Origin of the sequence: Roseovarius sp. A46 (assembly GCF_004126395.1) — a bacterium.
Lineage (GTDB): Bacteria > Pseudomonadota > Alphaproteobacteria > Rhodobacterales > Rhodobacteraceae > Roseovarius > Roseovarius nitratireducens.
The window spans coordinates 37,361-52,260 of record NZ_PVWS01000015.1 but is presented as its reverse complement, the minus strand read 5'-3'; the positions used below and the strand labels follow the sequence as shown (position 1 = coordinate 52,260).

At 68.1% G+C, this 14,900-nt stretch carries 17 protein-coding genes; 12 read left to right on the top strand and 5 right to left on the bottom strand.

All coding sequences use genetic code 11. The features are described 5' to 3' along the window. Positions 1-63: 63 nt before the first annotated feature. Positions 64-492, top strand: coding sequence for a pentapeptide repeat-containing protein (locus tag C6W92_RS09700; protein WP_129432780.1), 429 nt, complete (start codon positions 64-66; stop codon positions 490-492). Positions 493-504: 12 nt separating this feature from the next. Here C6W92_RS09700 and C6W92_RS09695 read toward each other — a convergent pair whose 3' ends face one another. The 5 genes from C6W92_RS09695 to C6W92_RS09675 all read right to left on the bottom strand — a co-directional run bounded on the left by C6W92_RS09695 (position 505) and on the right by C6W92_RS09675 (position 4,692). Continuing rightward, positions 505-1,329: an extracellular solute-binding protein gene (locus C6W92_RS09695; RefSeq protein ID WP_129432779.1), complete on the bottom strand. Its 825-nt coding sequence runs from the start codon at positions 1,327-1,329 to the stop codon at positions 505-507. A 25-nt stretch (positions 1,330-1,354) separates the two neighbouring features. Then, on the bottom strand, positions 1,355-2,125 hold the full coding sequence (locus tag C6W92_RS09690) for an ATP-binding cassette domain-containing protein (protein WP_129432778.1): 771 nt from the start codon (positions 2,123-2,125) through the stop codon (positions 1,355-1,357). Then, on the bottom strand, positions 2,118-2,825 hold the full coding sequence (locus C6W92_RS09685; RefSeq protein ID WP_241691121.1) for an ABC transporter permease: 708 nt from the start codon (positions 2,823-2,825) through the stop codon (positions 2,118-2,120). Before C6W92_RS09685 ends, C6W92_RS09690 begins: the two co-directional genes overlap by 8 nt. A 75-nt stretch (positions 2,826-2,900) precedes the next feature. Further along, positions 2,901-3,572 carry a class I SAM-dependent methyltransferase gene (locus tag C6W92_RS09680; protein WP_241691120.1) on the bottom strand — a complete coding sequence of 224 codons (672 nt, stop codon included), beginning with the start codon at positions 3,570-3,572 and terminating at the stop codon, positions 2,901-2,903. Then, positions 3,565-4,692: a CaiB/BaiF CoA-transferase family protein gene (locus C6W92_RS09675; RefSeq protein WP_104018696.1), complete on the bottom strand. Its 1,128-nt coding sequence runs from the start codon at positions 4,690-4,692 to the stop codon at positions 3,565-3,567. Before C6W92_RS09675 ends, C6W92_RS09680 begins: the two co-directional genes overlap by 8 nt. 137 nt (positions 4,693-4,829) lie before the next feature. Here C6W92_RS09675 and C6W92_RS09670 point away from each other — a divergent pair, with 137 nt between their 5' ends. The 11 genes from C6W92_RS09670 to C6W92_RS09620 all read left to right on the top strand — a co-directional run bounded on the left by C6W92_RS09670 (position 4,830) and on the right by C6W92_RS09620 (position 14,862). Continuing rightward, positions 4,830-6,014, top strand: a complete 1,185-nt coding sequence (locus C6W92_RS09670; RefSeq protein WP_129432776.1) for an acyl-CoA dehydrogenase family protein — start codon at positions 4,830-4,832, stop codon at positions 6,012-6,014. A 10-nt stretch (positions 6,015-6,024) separates the two neighbouring features. Beyond that, complete coding sequence (locus C6W92_RS09665) at positions 6,025-6,852, top strand: MaoC family dehydratase N-terminal domain-containing protein (RefSeq protein ID WP_129432775.1); 828 nt, start codon at positions 6,025-6,027, stop codon at positions 6,850-6,852. Positions 6,853-6,882: 30 nt separating this feature from the next. Next, on the top strand, positions 6,883-7,200 hold the full coding sequence (locus C6W92_RS09660) for a metalloregulator ArsR/SmtB family transcription factor (protein ID WP_129432774.1): 318 nt from the start codon (positions 6,883-6,885) through the stop codon (positions 7,198-7,200). Positions 7,201-7,241: 41 nt separating this feature from the next. Continuing rightward, positions 7,242-8,291, top strand: coding sequence for a permease (locus C6W92_RS09655; RefSeq protein WP_129432773.1), 1,050 nt, complete (start codon positions 7,242-7,244; stop codon positions 8,289-8,291). Beyond that, positions 8,288-9,115 (top strand): transglutaminase family protein, encoded by an 828-nt coding sequence (locus tag C6W92_RS09650; RefSeq protein WP_129432772.1) that lies wholly within the window; start codon positions 8,288-8,290, stop codon positions 9,113-9,115. The genes C6W92_RS09655 and C6W92_RS09650 overlap by 4 nt, the downstream gene beginning before the upstream one ends. 108 nt (positions 9,116-9,223) lie before the next feature. Beyond that, on the top strand, positions 9,224-10,204 hold the full coding sequence (locus C6W92_RS09645) for a TRAP transporter substrate-binding protein (RefSeq protein WP_164989209.1): 981 nt from the start codon (positions 9,224-9,226) through the stop codon (positions 10,202-10,204). A gap of 63 nt (positions 10,205-10,267) precedes the next feature. Further along, positions 10,268-10,831: a TRAP transporter small permease gene (locus tag C6W92_RS09640; RefSeq protein WP_129432771.1), complete on the top strand. Its 564-nt coding sequence runs from the start codon at positions 10,268-10,270 to the stop codon at positions 10,829-10,831. Continuing rightward, entirely contained in the window at positions 10,821-12,125 is a 1,305-nt protein-coding gene (locus C6W92_RS09635) for a TRAP transporter large permease subunit (protein ID WP_129432770.1), read from the top strand. Before C6W92_RS09640 ends, C6W92_RS09635 begins: the two co-directional genes overlap by 11 nt. Continuing rightward, complete coding sequence (locus C6W92_RS09630) at positions 12,095-12,628, top strand: winged helix DNA-binding protein (protein ID WP_241691119.1); 534 nt, start codon at positions 12,095-12,097, stop codon at positions 12,626-12,628. The genes C6W92_RS09635 and C6W92_RS09630 overlap by 31 nt, the downstream gene beginning before the upstream one ends. After that, positions 12,625-13,554, top strand: coding sequence for a hypothetical protein (locus C6W92_RS09625; RefSeq protein ID WP_241691118.1), 930 nt, complete (start codon positions 12,625-12,627; stop codon positions 13,552-13,554). Before C6W92_RS09630 ends, C6W92_RS09625 begins: the two co-directional genes overlap by 4 nt. Before the next feature lie 75 nt (positions 13,555-13,629). Next, positions 13,630-14,862 (top strand): MFS transporter, encoded by a 1,233-nt coding sequence (locus tag C6W92_RS09620; RefSeq protein WP_129432769.1) that lies wholly within the window; start codon positions 13,630-13,632, stop codon positions 14,860-14,862. The last annotated feature ends 38 nt before the right edge of the window (positions 14,863-14,900 follow it).

Genomic DNA, 14,900 nt, shown 5'->3' with positions numbered 1-14,900 from the left:
GGCCGGGGTTGCATCCGGGCGCCCCGGCCCGACGCTATCGCGTCGCATTCCAAAGGACAGCCGATGACGTATCACTTTGTCATTCTCGCGGGGCTTCTCGCCCTTGCCTCGCCCGCCGCGTCCGACACGGACGCATTGGAGCGGGATGGCTCCTGCCCGGGCTGCGACCTGCGCGAGGCAAGTCTCACCGGGGAGGCGCTTGTCGGGGCGGACCTGACGGGGGCGAACATGGAGGAAAGCGATTTTTCTGCCGCCGACCTCTTTCTCGCCATGCTCGACGAGGCGCGCATGGACCGGGCGGATTTCCGCGAGGCATCGCTCAAGGCGGCGACGCTGACGGACGCCTCGCTGCGCGACGCGGATTTCCGAGGCGCCGATCTCTCCGGCGCGCGGCTGAAAGGGGCCGACGTGACGGGCGCGCGCTTCGAGGGGGCAATCCTGTGCAACACGGTCATGCCGGACGGCACCCTGTCGCGGGACGCCTGCGACTGAGGATGCTCAGGTTCAGCCCCCTGCGTTCGGGAAAAAGAGCTGCTGTCCGTCCACTTCATAGCCCGCGATCGCGGCTTGGCCCGCGTCCGAGAGCACCCAGTCGATGAAGGTCTGCCCGGCCTCGGCCTTGACGCTCGGGTGCTTTTCCGGGTTCACGAGGATGATGCCGTATTGGTTGAACATCTTCGGATCACCTTCCACGACGATGCCGTAGTCCCCCTTGTTGCCAAAGGCGATCCAGGTGGCGCGGTCGGTCATGATATAGGCGCCCATCGCCGTGCCGGTGTTGAGTGTCGCGCCCATGCCCGAACCCGTCTCTCGATACCAGCCGCCCGACGCGCCCTGCGCGTCGATCCCGGCCAGTTTCCACAGGCGCAATTCTGCCTTGTTGGTGCCGCTGTCATCCCCGCGCGAGGCGAACGGCGCCTGCGTTTCGGCGATCTTGGTGAGGGCCGCGCCCACGTCGCTCATCCCCGCCACACCGGCGGGATCGGCGGGCGGGCCGACGATGACGAAATCGTTGTACATCACGTCGAACCGTGTCACGCCGTGCCCCTCGGCCACGAACTTCTCCTCCGCCGGCTTGGCATGCACAAAGAGCACGTCGCCATCGCCATTGGCGGCGTTCTTGATCGCCTGGCCCGTGCCCACGGCCACGACCCGGACTTCGATGCCTGTCTCCTCCTCGAACATCGGCAGGATATGGTCGAACAGGCCCGAATTCTGCGTCGATGTGGTCGATTGCACCACGATGAACGCGTCCTGCGCCTGCACCGCACCGACCCCGAGGGCCAGAGTCGCGCCGAGGGCAAGCGAAAGAAGGTGACGTCTGAACATTGCACGCTCCGTGTTTGATTGGGGTTCAGTGGGATGTTCCGGTATAGAGCCGCCCCTGCGTCCAGGCGCGGGCGGCCTCCGAGCGCGGCGCGCCCAGAACCCGGTCGAGCGGTCCGCGCTCCGCGACGCGCCCGGCATCGAGAAAGATCACCTCGTCGCCCATGCGCCGCGCCTGACCCAGATCATGGGTGACCATCACGATGGTCACCCCGCGTGCATGGGCTGCATTCACCAGATCCTCGATCATCTGCGTCGAGGCGGGGTCGAGGCTGCTGGTGGGCTCGTCGAGGAACAGCAGGTCCGGCTCGCACACCAGCGCGCGCGCCACGGCGAGGCGCTGTTGCTCGCCGCCCGACAGCACGCGCGCGGGTTGGCCTGCCAGGTCGGAGAGCCGCGCCATGTCCAGCGCTTCCTGCGCGCGCTCCGCGCGGGCGCGGCCCGCCATCCCGTGGACCTTGAGCGCGAAGTTGAGATTGGCCAGCACCGACCGGCGCAGCATCACGGGACGCTGAAACACCATTGCCTGCGCCCGGCGCGCGCCGCGGTCGGGCGCATGGCCGCGCCACAGCACATCTCCCGATGACGGCGTGAGCAACCCGTGCAGCAGCCGCAGAAGCAGGCTCTTGCCGCTGCCGTTCGCGCCCATGACGAGGGTGCGCTTGCCCGGCTCTATCCCGAGGTCGATGCCGTGAATGAGGGTCTGCCCGCCCGCCGAGAAACTCAAGCCGCGCGCCGCCAGCAGCGGTTGCGCGGCAACGGCGCTCTCGGCGCGGATATCGATCACCGTGTCACGCATAGGCTGCCCGCACCGCCGAGGCGCGCAGCGCCATCACCGCGGCATTGACGATCACCGCCAGCCCCAGCAGCAACACGCCCAGCGCCAGCGCCAGTTCCAGATTGCCCTTGGAAGTCTCCAAAGCGATGGTCGTGGTCATCACCCGCGTCACGTGGTTGATATTGCCACCCACGATCAGCACGGCCCCCACCTCGGCCACCGCGCGGCCGAAACCGGCGAGCGCCACTGTCAGCAAGCTATAGCGCGCGTCCCACAGAAGAGCGGCGACACGCGTCCGTGCCGTCAGCCCGAACGAGGCGAATTGCTCTGCATATTCGCCGTGCAGATCCTCCACCACCTGTTTGGTCAGCGCCGCCACGATGGGGGTCACGAGGATGGTCTGCGCTATGATCATCGCCGTGGGGGTATAGAGCAGCCCGAGGATGCCCAAGGGCCCCGCGTTCGACAGCATCAGGTAGACAAACAGCCCCACCACCACCGGCGGCAGCCCCATCAGCGCATTGAGCAGCACCGTCACCGTGCCCCGCCCGCGAAAGCCGAATGCCCCCACGACCGCGCCCAGCGGCAGGCCGATCAGGCACGAGATGGCCACGGCCGTGAACGTCACGCGCAGCGACAACAGCACGATTTCGCTCAGGTCCCGATCCCATGTCAGGATCAGGCCGAGTGCCTCTGCCATGATGTCGCCAAAGCTGAACACGCGCGTTTTCTCCCTTTACCGGGAAAAAAAGCACAAAAACACATAACGCGCCAGCCCGAATCTCGTGCTGTGCTGTCAAACAGGCCGTAGCCGCCACATGCGAAGCGGCTGATCGAGCACGAATCCATCCCCGGCGCGGCGCGCGTGCCGGGCGAAAAGGCGTGTCAAAACCGGGCGCTGCGCTTCGGCCACGGCGCGACGGGCGGGATCGACGCGGGCGAGATACTCGATGAACGCCCCCAGATCGGCCACCGGCGTGGGCCGTCGCCACGTCTCCGGTGCCGGGCCGACAGCATCAGCCGTCATCACCGCGTCGATTGCGGCGATGGCGGCGCGGCGGATGTCTGCTTCGTCCTCCACCGGGCGCATCACCTCGAAAAACGGCCCTTCCGCCAGCGGTTCCACCACGATCACCTCGCCGCCAGGGCGCAACACGCGCAGCGCCTCGCACAGCGCGGTCTCGATCAGTGGCACCGGCACGTGGTGCAGCGAGTTGAGGAACACGCAGGCGTCAAAGCTGCCCGGCCCGAAAGGCAGCGCCTCGGCTCCGCCGATCACGAATCGCGCCTCCGGCACCCGTTCGCGCGCCGCCGCGATGGCCTGCGGGGCCGGGTCGATGCCTGTCACGGCATGGCCCGCCTGCACCAATACCCGCGCCATCTCGCCGCCCCCGCAGCCAATATCGAGCACGTCGCGCGCCCCGGTCTCCGACAGGAGCGCCGCGATCCGCCCGCCCGCGTCACTCACCTGAAAACTCCGCGCGCACGGCGCCCGTATGCGCCCCGAGCCCGGGCACCGGTCCGGGCGTGCGTGGCGCGCCGTCCACCAATGCGCCGGGGGCCAGCATTCGCACCGGCCCCGAGGGCGTCTCGACGGTGACGTGGCGATTCTGCGGGTGGGCGACGAGGTCTTCCATGTCGCTCACCCGCCCATAGGCGATTCGCGCCGCGCGCAGCCGCTCGGCCATTTCGTCGCGTGCCACGGCGGCAAACACCGGCCGCAGGATCGCGTCGAGCGCCGGGCGGTTGGCGACGCGCGCGGAATTGCTGTCGAATCGCGGGTCGCGGGCAAGCGCCGCATCCCCGAGGATCACCTCGCAAAACGCGGCCCATTCGCGCTCGTTCTGGATCGAGATCAGCAGCGATTTGCCGTCCGCCCCCTCGTAGACACCATAGGGCGCGATGGTCGGGTGGTTGAGCCCCGCGCGCGCCGGCACCTTGCCGCCATAGGCGTATTGCAGATACGGCACGTTCATCCAGTCGGCGAGCGCGTGAAACAGCGACACCGCGACATGCCGCCCCGTCCCGGTGGCGGCGCGCCCGATCAGCGCCTCGAGGATCGCCTGATAGGCCGTCATTCCCGCCGCGATATCGCAGACCGACACGCCGGTGCGCGCAGGCCCCGCCGCGTTGCCGGTGATCGACGACAGCCCCGATTCGGCCTGCACCAGCAGGTCATAGGCCTTGAGATCGGCCAGCGGCCCCTCCTCGCCATAACCCGAGATCGAAACGGTGATGAGCCGCGGATTGTCGGCACGCAGCCGGTCGGGGGCAAATCCCAGCCGGTCGATGGCCCCCGGCGCAAGGTTCTGGATGAACACATCCGCGCGTGCCAGCATCCGCTCCATCAGCGCGCGATCGGTGTCTTGCCGCAGGTCGAGGCAGGCCGATTCCTTGCCCCGGTTGAGCCAGACGAAATAGGCGCTCTCTCCATGTACGTGGCTGTCATAACCGCGTGCGAAATCGCCCTCGGGCCGCTCCACCTTGATGACCCGCGCCCCCGCCTCGGCCAGCCGCCCCGAGCAATAGGGCGCGGCCACCGCCTGTTCGACCGAAACAACGAGAAGACCAGAGAGATCGGCAGGCATGGGCAGGCTCCTTTGATTGCGGACCAGACAATGCCGGGTCGTGGCGGCAGAGGAAAGCCCGGTTTCGCGCGGGCCCGATATTCCCCTCGGATGCAAAACCTGCGAGGTATCAACCGGAAAAGACGGGGGCAAACACCATGACCACATTCGATCCCACCGCTGCGCATGCCGATATCCGCGACGGCGTGGCGCGGGTCTGCGCGGGGTTTCCCGGCACCTATTGGCGCGATCTCGATGCGCGGCGCGCCTACCCGACCGAATTCGTCGCGGCCCTCATCCGCGAGGGCTATCTCGCCGCGATGATCCCCGAGGAATACGGCGGCTCGAACCTGCCGCTTACCGCCGCCGCGGTGATCCTCGAGGAAATCCACCGGCAGGGTTGCAACGCCGCCGCCTGCCACGCGCAGATGTACACGATGGGTACGCTCCTGCGCCACGGATCACCGGCACAAAAGGCGGCGTATCTGCCGGGCATCGCCGACGGCTCGCTGCGGCTTCAGGCGTTCGGCGTGACCGAGCCGACGAGCGGCACGGACACGCTGGCATTGAAGACCACGGCCCGGCGCGAGGGCGATGACTATGTCATCAACGGCCAGAAGATATGGACCTCGCGGGTGGAACATTCCGATCTCATGATCCTTCTGGCCCGCACCACCCCGCGTGACGAGGCGGCCTCGCGCACCGATGGGCTGTCGGTGTTCCTCGTCGACCTGCGCGACAAGATCGGCAACGGCGTGGAAATCCGCCCCATCCGCACGATGATCAACCACGCCACCACCGAGGTGTTCTTTGACAATTTGCGCATCCCCGCGGACAGCCTGATCGGCGAGGAAGGGAAGGGCTTTCGCTACATCCTCTCGGGCATGAATGCCGAGCGCATCCTGATTGCCGCCGAGTGCATCGGGGATGCCAAGTGGTTCCTCAAGACCGGCGCGGCCTACGCGAGCGAGCGGGTGGTATTCGGCGAACCCATCGGCGCCAACCAGGGGGTTCAGTTCCCTCTGGCGCGCGCGCAGGCGCACATGATGGCCGCCGAGGCGATCGTCTACCGCGCGGCGGCCATGTATGACGCGGGCGAGAACCCGGGGGTCGAGGCCAACACCGCCAAGCTGCTCGCCTCCGAGGCAAGCTGGGAGGCCGCCGAGGCCTGCATGCAGACCCACGGCGGCTTTGCCTTCGCCGAGGAATACGATGTCGAGCGCAAGTTCCGCGAGGCGCGGCTCTACCAGATCGCGCCGATTTCGACCAACCTGATCCTGTGCCATATTGCCGAGCGGGTGCTCGGCCTGCCCAAGTCCTACGGGCCCGGGCGGGGGGAATAAGGGGCAGAAAATGAACGACTATTCAGATTGGATCGGCTGGGGCTATACGCGGAGCGAGCCCGTCTCGGACCGCCTGATCGCGCAGTACCGCGCCACTCTGGCCGGATACCTGGCCGAGGCAGAGGTGCCCGTGGGGCTGCACTGGTGCCTCGTGCCGGATGTGGTGGAGCCCGCGCGCCTTGGCCGGGACTGCCACCCGAAAACGGGCATTTTCCTGCCCGCCCTGCCACTGCCGCGCCGGATGTGGGCGGGGGGCGAGTTGGAGTTCCATGCGCCCTTGGCGCCCGGCGAAATGGTGACGCGCGAGACGGTGATCGACGACGTGACGTTCAAGCAGGGGCGCAGCGGGCAGTTGGGTTTCGTCACGCAGCGCCATGTCTACCGCGTCGAGGGCGCGCCGCGCATCACCGAGCGGCAGGACATCGTCTATCGCGAGGATCCGAAGCCGGGGCAGGCGCGCGTGCCCACGCCCGCAGAGGATTGGCCGGGGTCCGAGACGTGGCACCTCACGCCCGACCCGACGCTGCTGTTTCGGTTCTCGGCGCTCACCTTCAACGGCCACCGCATCCATTACGACCACCCCTATGCCACGCAGATCGAGGGCTACGAGGGGCTCGTGGTGCACGGGCCGATGCAGGCGGTTTGGATGATGAACCTCGCGGTTCACGTAGCCAACCGCACGGTTCGCCGCTTTTCCTATCGCGGTCTCAGCCCGCTCATCTGCGGCGCGGCGGTGGCCATCGAGGCGCGCGAGACAGCGGGCGGGCTGGACCTGCGCGTGCGGCGCGCGGTGGACGGGGTGGCGACGATGGAGGCGCGGGCGGATCTGGTGGATTGACATAACTAGTTTTATAGTTATATTGACCGCATGACACAAACAAGCCCCACCTCACGCGCGCTCGCCGCGCTTGGCCACGACACCCGCCTCGCCATCTTTCGCTTGCTGGTGCGCGCGGGTGACGAGGGGCTCAGCGTGGGCGAGATCGGGCAGCACCTCGGGCAGGCCCCCTCGACGCTGGCGCACCATCTCTCGACGCTGGTCGATGCCGGGCTGGTGCTGCAGGAGCGGCAGGGCCGCACCATCCTGAACCGCGTGGATTTCGCCGCGATGCGGACCATGCTCGATTTTCTCACCGCCGAATGCTGCACCGGCGTGCGGCTGGCCTCCACCGATAGCGCGGCCTGATTTTTTGGGCCTAAAATCACGACATAACTAGGGATGTAAAAATGAGCGACTCCACCCTTACCCCGCCCCGTGCCGCCACCGTGCTGCGCACCGCCTGGCGCAAACACAGCGTCTGGCTCGTCACCGCGCTGATCCTCGCCGTGCTCGCCGTGTTTGACCGCGCGCAGGCGGGGGCGTCGATTGCCTTCACGGCCGAGGCGCTGGCGGGCACCGCGCCCTTCCTCGTGCTGTCCATCGCCGTCGCGGCCTGGGCCACGGCCACCGGCGCCGACAACCTGATCGCCCGCGCCTTTACCGGCGCGCCGGCGGTGATGATCCTGCTGGCGGCGCTGGCAGGGGGGCTGTCGCCGTTCTGCTCCTGCGGGGTGATCCCGCTCATCGCGGCGCTGCTGGCGATGGGGGTGCCGCTGTCGGCGGTGATGGCGTTCTGGCTCGCCTCGCCGGTAATGGACCCGTCGATGTTCGTGCTGACGACGGGCGTTCTGGGCCTTGAATTCGCTATCGCCAAGACGCTGGCGGCCATTGGCCTCGGCCTGATGGGCGGCTGGGTGGTGCATTTCCTGGGCCGCGCCGGGGGCCTCGCCGATCCGCTGCGCGAGGGCATTGGCAACGGCGGCTGCGGCGGGTCGAAACTGCGCGACCCGAAACCGGTGGTGTGGCGCTTCTGGATCGACCCGGAGCGGCGCGCGAAGTTCGGGCGCGAGGCAGCGAGCGTCACCCTGTTCCTGCTGAAATGGCTGACGCTGGCCTTTGTCCTCGAAAGCCTGATGCTGGCCTTCATCCCCGCCGAGACGATCACCGGCGTGCTGGGCGGCACCGGCCTGATGCCAATCGTGCTTGGCACCCTCGTCGGTGTGCCCGCCTATCTCAACGGCTATGCCGCGTTGCCGCTGGTGGGTGGGCTGGTCGGGCAGGGGATGGCGCCCGGTGCGGGGCTTGCCTTTCTCGTGGCGGGCGGCGTCACCTCGCTGCCCGCGGCGATCGCGGTGTGGGCGCTGGTAAAGCCCCGCGTCTTCGCGCTCTACCTCGCGCTGTCGCTGACGGGGGCGTTCGCCGCCGGGCTGCTGTTCCAGATGTGGAACCTGACATGAGGCGGCTTACCGTCGAGATCGCGGGCCTTGAGTCGGGCGCGCGGCTGCTGGCCCCGGCGGGGATGGCCACCCCCGCCGAGGCCGTCGCCGCCGCGTCCATCACAGGCGGGCGCATCGCCGCCGTCCTGCCCGAGCCGGAGCTGGGCCTTGCCGCGCTCGAGATCGCGGCGGAGGGCGGGCCGCTGACGCTGTCCTACGAGATCGCGCCTGGCGGTCCCGCCTATCCGGACATCATGTTCGCCCCGCGCGCGACGCGCTACACCACCCCCGCCGACGATCTGGCGCAGGCAAGCGTGGAGATGGCCCGCGCGGCGGGCGGCGGCATGGCGGGCATCGCGGCGCTGGTGGCGGAAGCAGAGGCGCGCTTTGCCTATGCCCATCCAGATGTGCGGTTCAATGACGGCACCGAGGCGGTGCCCTACCTTTACTGCGGCCTGACGCCGGGCTCTTGCATCGACATCAACACCTACCTCGTGGCGAGCCTGCGCGCCGCCGGGTTCGAGGCGGGCTATGTCTATGGCTATTTCTTTCCGGCGGAGAAGGGCGGTGTCACCGACGACATGCATTGTTGGGTCGTCACCCGTCACGCCGGCGTGGTGCAGCACTGGGATATCGCCCACCACATGAAGGCCGGGCTGGGACCCGCGCGGGATGCGCTCAACCCGCGCCCTGGCTGGCGCGTCGCGCTGGGCCATTCGATGGGGCATCGCTACGGGCATGGTGCCGGGGTGGTGACGCTCAAGCTACTGGCAGAGCCGGTGCTGATCGGCGACGACGGGAAGCCGGGACCGGCCCCGCTTGTCGCGCGGCTTGCCGCACCCTGACAGGACGCAGGCATTTTGTTGACAAATTATCAATGACAGGGCAAGCTTCCCTTGCGTCGGCCCGCCGCGTGCGGTCTCGGTGCCACGATTTGCAACAGGGAGCACCTCATGAAACATCTATTCAACATGGCGCTGTCGGGGGCCTTTGCCCTCGGCCTCGGCGCGGGCGCGGCCACCGCGCAGACCACTTGGGACATGCCCACGCCTTACGGCGATTCCGTCTTTCACACGCAGAACATCATGCAGTTCGCCGAAGATGTGGCCAGCGCCACCGACGGCGCGCTCTCCATCACCGTGCACTCGGCGGGTTCGCTTTATGCGCACCCGGAAATCCGCGATTCCGTGCGCCGGGGCCTTGCCCCCATCGGTGAAATCCTGATGTCGCAGCTCGCCAACGAGGACGCGGTGTTCGGCGTCGATTCGGTGCCCTTCCTCGCGGCGAGCTATGACGATGCCGCCCGTCTGTGGGAAGCGTCGCGCGACCAGATCGCGGCCAAGCTGGCCGACCAGGGGCTGACGCTGCTCTATGCCGTGCCGTGGCCGGGTCAGAGCCTCTATGTCACCGAGGAGGTGACCTCGACCGAGCAGCTTCAGGGCGTCAATTTCCGCGCCTACAACACCGCCACCGAACGGCTGGCGCAACTCATGGGCGCGGTGCCGACGACGGTCGAGGCGGGCGACATCCCGACTGCCTTTTCCACCTCGCGCATCTCGGCGATGATCACCTCGCCCTCTACTGGCGTGTCGTCGCAGGCGTGGGATTTCGTCGGCCATTACATCGACACGCAGGCTTGGCTGCCCAAGAACATGGTGTTCGTCAACACCCGCGCTTTTGACGCGCTGCCCGCGGATCAGCAGGACGCGCTGATCGAGGCGGCGGCGCAGGCCGAGCTGCGTGGCTGGGAAATGTCGGTGGCCGAAACCGAGGCCAAGATCGCCACGTTGGAGGAAAACGGCATGCAGGTGCACCAGCCCTCCGGGCAACTGGCCAAGCAATTGCGCGAGATCGGCGAGACCATGACCGCGGAATGGAAAAAGGCCGCCGGTCCAGAGGGTGAGCTGATCCTCGACAACTACGCCCGCAACTGAGCGGGTGCGCGGGCGGGCTTTCCCGCCCGCGTCCTCTCATCCCGGACAGACAGGAGCCGTGCCATGCTGCGCAGGACGCTCGACCGTCTTTACGATGCAGGGTTCGTCCTTGCCGCGCTGGCGCTGGTGGCGATCGCCGTTCTGGTGCTGGTGCAGGTGGTAGGCCGGGTGATCGACCGAAGCCTGATCGCGGCGGGGCGCGAGCCTGTGGGCATCGCCATCACCTCGCTGTCGGAGATGGGCGGCTTCCTGTTCGTGGGCGCGGCGTTCCTGGCGCTGGCGGGCACGTTGCGCGCCGGCGGGCACGTCCGCGTCACCATGCTGACCGACAGCCTGCCCGCGCCGCTGGCGCGGATTCTTTCGGTGCCGGTGCTGCTCGGGGCGCTGGGGCTGTGCGGCTTCGCGCTCTACAGCGCATTCGTGCAGGCGCGCGACAGCTATACCTTCGACGCGGTCAGCTTCGGCATGGCGAAATTCCCGCTCTGGGTGCCGCAGGCGGTGATGGTGGCGGGCCTTGCGTTGCTGGCACTGGCGCTCGTCGATGCGCTGGTGGCGCTGTTGCGCGGGCAGACCCCCGATTATCGCCGCGCCGAAGAGGCGAAGAAGGGAGGCACCGATGGGCATTGAGGCCCTCTCGCTCGTCCTCGTGGCGATCCTCTTCGGCTGCCTCGCGCTGGGGCTGTGGGTGGGGTTCGCGCTCATCGCCGTGGGGCTGGCGGCGATGCTCATGGCCTCGTCGGCCCCGGTGGAGCTGGTCTTTGCCACCAAGGTGTGGGGCGCGCTCAATATCTGGGACCTGACCGCGCTGCCGATGTTCATCTGGATGGGCGAAATCCTGTTCCGCTCGCGCCTGTCGTCGGACATGTTCTCGGGGCTGGCCCCGCTGACCACCCGGCTGCCGGGGCGGCTGTTGCACGCCAACATCTTCGGCTGCGCGCTTTTCGCCGCCGTTTCCGGCTCGTCGGCGGCCACCACGGCCACGGTGGGGCGCATGTCGGTGCCGGAACTGACGCGGCGCGGCTATGACGACCGCATGATCATCGGCACGCTGGCGGGCTCGGGCACGTTCGGCTTTCTCATCCCGCCGTCGATCATCCTGATCGTCTATGGGGCCGCGACCGAGCAGAGCATCGCGCGGCTTTTCCTCGCAGGGATCGGCCCGGGGCTGATGCTGGCGGCGCTGTTCTCGGGCTACACCATGCTCTGGGCGCTCACCCATCGCGACCGGATGCCCGTCGCCGAGCCCGCCACCACATGGGCCGACAAGCTGCGCGCCATCGTGCTGCTGGGGCCGACGATCCTGCTCATCGTCGCGGTCATCGGCTCGATCTACGCGGGGCTGGCCTCGCCCACGGAGGCGGCGGTGGTGGGTGTGCTGGGCGCGCTGATCCTGTCCGGCATGGGCGGCTCGCTCAATTGGCAGAGCACATGGGGCGCGCTGCGCGGCGCCACGATCACCAGCTGCATGATCGCCTTCATCCTCGCGGGGGCGGCGTTCCTGACCGTGGCGATGGGCTATACCGGCATCCCGCGCGCGCTGGCGGCCTGGATCGGAGAGCAGGGATACTCGGCGGGGATGCTGCTGGCGGCGCTGGTGGTGTTCTTCATCCTGCTGGGGATGTTCCTCGACGGCATCTCGATCGTCGTGCTGACCACCTCGGTGATCCTGCCGATGGTGCTGGCCGCCGGGATAGACCCGATCTGGTTCGGCATCTTCCTCGTTCTGGTGGTGGAGATGAGCCAGATCACGCCGCCCGTCGGTTTCAACCTGTTCGTGCTGCAATCCATCACCGGGCGCGGCATCTTCGAGATCGCGCGCCACGCATTTCCCTTCTTCCTCCTTCTGGTGGCCGCCACCGCCATCCTGACCCTGTTCCCGGAGATCGCCCTATGGATCCCGCAGACGATGCTCGCCCGCTGACGCCGGGACCGGTCGTGTCCTCGGCCCATCTTGCCAGCTCTGGCATGCCCGAGCTGTCGGAGATGGAGTTTGCCCTCACGATGGCCAATCACGCGTTCCAGCGCTGGATGTCGCGCTGCATGACCGCCGCTGGAATGCCCGGTCTCGCGCCGCTCGAGGTGCTGGTGGTTCATCTCGTGCATCATCGCGACCGGCCCAAGAGCCTCGCGGATATCTGCCTCGTGCTCAATGTCGAGGATACCCACCTCGTCAGCTACGCGGTCAAGAAACTGGAGCGTCACGGCCTTGTAGAGACCGGGCGCAAGGGCAAGGAAAAGACCGTCTCCATCACCGCGGCGGGAGCCGATTACTGCACCCGCTATGGCCGCGTGCGCGAGGAATTGCTGGTGCGCTCGGTGGAACAACTGGGAATTGACCGGGAAGAGATGTCGCGGCTGGCGGCGCTCTTGCGCGCGCTGTCGGGCTGTTACGATCAGGCGGCGCGCGGCGCGGCAGCGGTGTGAGCGGCGCGCTCGCGGCGCTGGCCCGTCACGGGCGGCTGGTGCTGGTGGCGGGCCTCGCGGTGGGGGCGCTGGCACCGGGGCTGGCGCGCACGATGGCGCCGCTTATCTTCCCGATGATCGCGTTCCTGCTGTTCCTCGCCACGCTGCGGGTTGATATGCGCGCGGCGTTTCCGGGCCGCCGGTCCTTGCCGGGCTATCTTGCCGTCACGCTGGTGATGCAGGTGGCGCTGCCGGTGGTGGCCATCGTCGGGCTCTGGGCGCTGGGGGCACAGGCGAGCGTTCTGGGCATCGGCCTGGTGCTGGTGCTGGCCGCGCCGCCGATGACCGGCAGCCCCGGCCTGACGATCCTCGCGGGCGGCGATCCCGCCCCGGCGCTGCGGCAACTGGTGCTGGGCACGGCGCTGTTGCCGCTGACGGTGCTGCCGGTGTTCTGGCTGTTGCCGGTGTTCGGCGCGCCGCTGGTGGTGGTCGAGGCGGCACTGCGCCTGCTGGCGGTGATCGCGGTGGCGGGGGGTGCGGGCATCGTGCTGCGGGGGCGGGTGGCGTGGCTGCGCGGACCGGCGGGGCAGGGCGCGGTGGACGGGCTCATCACGCTGGCCATGGCGGTGGTTGTGGTCGGCCTCATGTCCGCCGTGGGGCCCGCGCTCAAGGCCCCCGGTCCCGCCTTCTGGGCCACACTCGCGGCGGTCTTTGCGCTCGGCTTCGGCGCGCAGGTGATTACGCTGCTTCTGGCCCGCCACCGCGCGCCGCAGGGCGCCCCGGCGCTGGCAGTCATCGCGGGCAACCGCAACCTCGCGCTGTTCCTCGGCGCGCTGCCGCCCGAGACGGCTGCGGCGCTGCTGCTGTTCGTGGGGCTCTATCAATTGCCGATGTATCTCACCCCGCTCATCATGGCGCCGCTGATCCGACGGCTTGCGCCTGCGTGATGGACGCCACCACAAAGCCTGAATTGACGCCGCCGCGCGGTGGCGTAATCTGCGCCCGATCCCGCGCGAGGCCCCATGCAGAAATCCGCCCCCCTGATAACACCCGTCCTGATCGCAGGCTGCACCATCCTGATGATCTCCTTCGCGATCCGTGCCTCTTTCGGCGTGTTCCAGATTCCGATCGCGGAAGAGTTCAACTGGCCCCGCGCCGAGTTCTCGCTCGCCATCGCCATCCAGAACCTCGCCTGGGGGATCGGCCAGCCCATTTTCGGCGCGCTGGCCGAGAAGATGGGCGACCGCCGCGCCATCGTCGCAGGCGCGCTCGTTTATGCGGCCGGGCTGGTGCTGTCGTCGTTCGCCGTGTCTCCGCAGGCGCACCACGTCTACGAGGTGCTGGTGGGCTTCGGCATCGCCGGGACCGGCTTTGGCGTCATCCTCGCGGTGGTCGGTCGGGCAAGCTCGGACGAGAACCGCTCGATGAGCCTCGCCATCGCTACCTCCGCGGGATCGGCGGGGCAGGTGTTCGGCGCGCCGGTGGCCGAATGGATGCTCGGCTTCATGACATGGCAGGGCGTGTTCGTGGTGTTTGCCGTGACCATCCTCGCGGTGCTGGTGATGCTGCCCTTGATGCGCGCGCCTGCGCCCGCGGGCCGCGCTGTGCTGGAACAATCCATGGGCGACGCGCTGCAACAGGCATTTCGCGATCCGTCCTACGCGCTCATCTTCCTGGGATTCTTCAGTTGCGGCTATCAGCTTGGCTTCATCACCGCGCATTTCCCGGCGCTGGTGACCGAGATGTGCGGCCCGATCCTGCCCGGCGGCGTGCTGCACAATATCGGCATCACCACCACATCGGCGCTGGGCGCGGTGGCGATCTCGCTCATCGGCCTTGCCAATATCGGCGGCACGCTGATGGCGGGCTGGCTTGGCAACCGTCATTCGCGCAAGCACCTGCTTGCGGGCATCTATGCCGCGCGTACGGTGGTGGCTGCGGCCTTCATGCTGACGCCGATCACGCCGGGCACGGTGCTGCTGTTTTCGGTGGCGATGGGGTCGTTGTGGCTGGCCACGGTGCCGCTCACATCCGGGCTGATCGCGCATATCTACGGTCTGCGCTACATGGGCACGCTCTACGGGATCGTGTTCTTCTCGCATCAGCTTGGCAGCTTCCTCGGCGTGTGGCTGGGCGGGCGGCTCTACGACCTGCACGGCGACTATTCGCTGGTGTGGTGGATCGGCGTTGGGGTGGGGGCGTTCTCGGCGCTGGTGCACCTGCCGGTCCGCGAGCGGCCCCTTGCCGCTGCCTGACCGCCGGAGGGCAAACGGAGGGCCACCCCTCTCTGCGA

Coding starts and splice junctions, on each gene's coding strand:
- C6W92_RS09700 (WP_129432780.1), top strand. CDS start 64: ATGACGTATCACTTTGTCATTCTCGCGGGGCTTCTCGCCCTTGCCTCG.
- C6W92_RS09695 (WP_129432779.1), bottom strand. CDS start 1,329: ATGTTCAGACGTCACCTTCTTTCGCTTGCCCTCGGCGCGACTCTGGCC.
- C6W92_RS09690 (WP_129432778.1), bottom strand. CDS start 2,125: ATGCGTGACACGGTGATCGATATCCGCGCCGAGAGCGCCGTTGCCGCG.
- C6W92_RS09675 (WP_104018696.1), bottom strand. CDS start 4,692: ATGCCTGCCGATCTCTCTGGTCTTCTCGTTGTTTCGGTCGAACAGGCG.
- C6W92_RS09670 (WP_129432776.1), top strand. CDS start 4,830: ATGACCACATTCGATCCCACCGCTGCGCATGCCGATATCCGCGACGGC.
- C6W92_RS09665 (WP_129432775.1), top strand. CDS start 6,025: ATGAACGACTATTCAGATTGGATCGGCTGGGGCTATACGCGGAGCGAG.
- C6W92_RS09660 (WP_129432774.1), top strand. CDS start 6,883: ATGACACAAACAAGCCCCACCTCACGCGCGCTCGCCGCGCTTGGCCAC.
- C6W92_RS09655 (WP_129432773.1), top strand. CDS start 7,242: ATGAGCGACTCCACCCTTACCCCGCCCCGTGCCGCCACCGTGCTGCGC.
- C6W92_RS09650 (WP_129432772.1), top strand. CDS start 8,288: ATGAGGCGGCTTACCGTCGAGATCGCGGGCCTTGAGTCGGGCGCGCGG.
- C6W92_RS09645 (WP_164989209.1), top strand. CDS start 9,224: ATGAAACATCTATTCAACATGGCGCTGTCGGGGGCCTTTGCCCTCGGC.
- C6W92_RS09640 (WP_129432771.1), top strand. CDS start 10,268: ATGCTGCGCAGGACGCTCGACCGTCTTTACGATGCAGGGTTCGTCCTT.
- C6W92_RS09635 (WP_129432770.1), top strand. CDS start 10,821: ATGGGCATTGAGGCCCTCTCGCTCGTCCTCGTGGCGATCCTCTTCGGC.
- C6W92_RS09630 (WP_241691119.1), top strand. CDS start 12,095: ATGGATCCCGCAGACGATGCTCGCCCGCTGACGCCGGGACCGGTCGTG.
- C6W92_RS09620 (WP_129432769.1), top strand. CDS start 13,630: ATGCAGAAATCCGCCCCCCTGATAACACCCGTCCTGATCGCAGGCTGC.